The organism is Streptomyces sp. SM1, assembly GCF_002910825.1.
Classification (GTDB): domain Bacteria; phylum Actinomycetota; class Actinomycetes; order Streptomycetales; family Streptomycetaceae; genus Streptomyces; species Streptomyces okerensis.
Window position 1 is genome coordinate 1 of the sequence record NZ_NEUB01000080.1, and the last position, 3,145, is coordinate 3,145.

The window sequence follows — 3,145 nt, forward strand, 5'->3', positions numbered from 1 at the left end:
CCCGGCGTACCGCACGGCCCCGGTCCGTAAGCCGGCCGGCGGCGCCACGTCGCCGCTCACCTTCGTCCTGCTCATCACGACGCCCGCGGTGGTCGCCATCGCCGCGCTGCGTCCGCGCTGAGGCCCGAACCGCCCCGACCCCTTCTGGAGGCACCTCTTGCCGGAATGGCTTGTTCTCACCCTCGCGATGCTCGCCGCGTGTGTCGTCGTGGTGGTCATCACCCTCCTGCGGCACCGCAGGGCGGCCGACGACGAGGACACCAGCGAGACCCCGGACGTCATCGAGTACATGACGATGTGGATCGGTGTGGTGTACGCCATCGTCCTGGGCCTCGCCATCGCGGGCGTCTGGGAGGGACGCAGCGCCGCCGAGGAGCACGTACGGGCGGAGGCGGTGGCGCTGCACGAGGTCACCGAGCGGGTACGGGTCTACCCCGCGGAGGTGCGCGACCGCATCCGCGACGATGTCAACGCCTATGTCGGACACGTCGTCACCACCGAGTGGCGGGCCATGGCCGACGACGGCGAGGTCACCGCGCGCGGCACGGAGCTGCTGGACCGGCTCCGCCGGGACGTCACCGACTACGAGCCGCGCACGGACTTCGAGGCGCAGGCCTACCAGCCGCTGGTGGACCAGGTGGCCGCCGCGGACGAGGCGCGCAGTGCGCGGGCCGCGTCGACCGGGGAGACCATGCCGGGCGTGGTGTGGTTCGGGCTGGTCGCCGGGGCCGTCATCACCATCGGGATGATCTTCGCGCTGCAGATCCGGCGCACCGCCCGGGAGATGGTCCTCGCGGGACTCTTCTCCGCGCTGATCGCCTTCCTGCTCTTCCTCATCTGGGACTTCGACGCGCCGTACAGCCGTGGTCTCGCCGCGTCCGCGGACCCGTTCCTGAGGTTCTTCCCGCACCTCGGATCCTAGGAGGGCAGAGCTTCGCCCCGGATCCCGAGGGATCCGGGGCGAAGCCTTTCGAGCAGATGCGAAACGGGGGCCGAGGGGAACAGCGGATCAGATCCGCTTCTCGGCGCGGCGTCGCATCCAGAAGACGCCGCTGCCGGCGACCGCCGCGGCCACCAGCGTGCCGCCGATCGCCATGTCGGTGGGCGTGGCACCGCTGGTGCTGCTGCCGCCGATACCGCCGCGGACGCCGCCGATGACGGTGAACGCCGCCGGGCGGGTCAGGCTTCGGCCGGAGCAGTGGACCGTGACGTCGTAGGAACCGGCGCGGGCGTCGTGGTCGACCGTGGCGGTGCCCTTGGAGGTGCCGTTGGCGCCGTTGACGGGCGTCAGATTGGTCCGCTGGAACGCGTTGGAGGTCGCCGTTCCGCCGTTGGGGCAGCCGTCCACCGTGATGGTCAGCTGGCCGCCGCGGGCGATGACGCTGGGCAGGGCGACGATGTTGGACGGGTTGGGAACCCGGCCGGAGTCCGCGACGGCCGCCGGGGCGGCGACCCCGAGGACGGCGACCGCGGCTCCGGCGACCGCCAGGGCACGTGAGTTGCGCATGTGATCCTCCGCGGAAGACGCCCCGGGTCCCGTCCCCGGTCCGATCGGCGAGAAAGCGCCTCCCAGATAGACCCTCAGTTGCCCTGCGCCGAGCCGCATTTCGGCGATGGTCCGTACCGGTGATCACGGTCCCCCGCGGAAAACCGCGCCGGGGATATCGCCGCAGGTCACGGACCGTCAGAAGATCTTCGTCGGAACCTGCCCCGGATGGCGCACCCGTCCTTGTCCGCGCCACCCGTTCGCCACCGCCCCGTCGCCGGTTGCGCGCGCGCCGCCTAGCGTTCCGATCATGCGCGAGTGGTACGGCGACGGCCGTGGCGAGAGGGGAAGGCGAATGTCTGCTTTCGAGCCGGACGAAGCCGAATGGGAGGCGCGGCCCAGGAGGCGGGCTCCGTGGGGCGTGATAGCGCTGGTGCTGCTGACCGGCCTCGCGCTCATCCGCAACGGCTCGGGGGAATTCGACGTGGGCCCGCCCCAGCCGGCCGGCGCCGCCGCCGACAGCCGGACTCCCGGCATCGTGGCCGGCACGGTGCCTCCGCTGCCGTACGCGGTACCGGAACGGGTGCGGATCCCGGCGATCCAGGTGGACGCGCCGGTGCTGCCGGTGGGTCTGGACGCGGAGGGCTGGGTGGACGCGCCACCGCCCCAGGACCCGAACCTGGCGGGCTGGTTCACCGGCGCGGTCTCACCGGGCGAGAAGGGCACGTCGGTCGTCGTCGGCCATGTCGACAACGCGCAGGGCCCGGCGGTGTTCTACGGGCTCGGGGCGCTGAAGAAGGGAAACCGCGTCGAGATCGTGCGGAAGGACGGGAAGACGGCCGTGTTCGAGATCTACGGCATCGAGGTCTTCGCGAAGAACGACTTCCCCGGTGACCGGGTCTACGCCTCCAAGGGGACGGCGGAGCTGCGGGTCATCACCTGCGGCGGCGGCTTCACCCAGCAGAACGGGTACGACGGGAACGTCGTCGCCTTCGCCCGCCTGGCCGAGGTCCGCTGAGCGGTCCCCCGTCCGGGCGGGCGGGGGCGCTCAGGTGTACTGCCGGCGGGGCACGGTGAGGTGGTAGCCGGAGTCCAGCAGTTCGGGCAGATAGGCGCGCAGGGCCCGCACGCTCTGCGACCGGTCGCCCCCGGCGTCGTGCGACAGCACCACGACGCCGGGGGCGGCGCCGTCCTCGACCCGGTCGACGATGGTGGCGGTGCCCGGCGTGGTCCAGTCGAGGGTGTCGACCGTCCAGGCCATGGGCTCCATGCCCAGTTCGGCGCCGATCTGGAAGGCCGCGCGGTTCCAGGCGCCGTAGGGTGCGCGGAACCATTCGGGGCGTTCGCCGTGGGCCTTCTCGACGATGTCGCAGGTGCGTTCCATCTCGGAGCGGATCCGGCGGCGGCCGAGCCGGGTGAGCAGGGGGTGGGTCCAGGTGTGGTTGCCGACCACATGCCCCTCGTCGGCCATCCGGGCCAGCAGGTCCCGGTTGTCGGTGGCCATCTCCCCGCACACGAAGAACATCGCGCGTACGTCGTAGCGGGCCAGTGTGTCCAGGATGTGCGGGGTGTAGCGGGGGTCGGGCCCGTCGTCGAAGGACAGCACCATCGTGCGGCCGCGCCCGTCCACCCGCAGCAGCGGTTCCTCGCGCACCGGCG

Annotated in this window: 4 protein-coding genes; 2 read left to right on the forward strand and 2 right to left on the reverse strand. The window is 72.1% G+C overall.

Annotated elements, in window-relative coordinates:
• Nucleotides 1-157 precede the first annotated feature (157 nt).
• The gene (locus B9S61_RS01835) at nucleotides 158-922 is read left to right on the forward strand and encodes a DUF4239 domain-containing protein (protein ID WP_103540612.1); all 765 of its coding nucleotides are present in this window, start codon (nucleotides 158-160) and stop codon (nucleotides 920-922) included.
• Between the two features lie 87 nt (nucleotides 923-1,009).
• Here B9S61_RS01835 and B9S61_RS01840 read toward each other — a convergent pair whose 3' ends face one another.
• Nucleotides 1,010-1,507, reverse strand: a complete 498-nt coding sequence (locus B9S61_RS01840; protein WP_103540613.1) for a hypothetical protein — start codon at nucleotides 1,505-1,507, stop codon at nucleotides 1,010-1,012.
• Nucleotides 1,508-1,841: 334 nt separating this feature from the next.
• On the opposite strand from B9S61_RS01840, the gene B9S61_RS01845 reads away from it, so the two are divergent.
• Nucleotides 1,842-2,504, forward strand: coding sequence for a class F sortase (locus B9S61_RS01845; protein WP_103540614.1), 663 nt, complete (start codon nucleotides 1,842-1,844; stop codon nucleotides 2,502-2,504).
• A gap of 30 nt (nucleotides 2,505-2,534) precedes the next feature.
• Here B9S61_RS01845 and B9S61_RS01850 read toward each other — a convergent pair.
• On the reverse strand, nucleotides 2,535-3,145 hold a 611-nt coding region (locus tag B9S61_RS01850), incomplete at its 5' end, for a polysaccharide deacetylase family protein (protein WP_103540615.1).

Bases quoted from the DNA above. Each gene is read 5' to 3' on its own strand.
- B9S61_RS01840 (WP_103540613.1), bottom strand. From the start codon at position 1,507: ATGCGCAACTCACGTGCCCTGGCGGTCGCCGGAGCCGCGGTCGCCGTC.
- B9S61_RS01845 (WP_103540614.1), top strand. From the start codon at position 1,842: ATGTCTGCTTTCGAGCCGGACGAAGCCGAATGGGAGGCGCGGCCCAGG.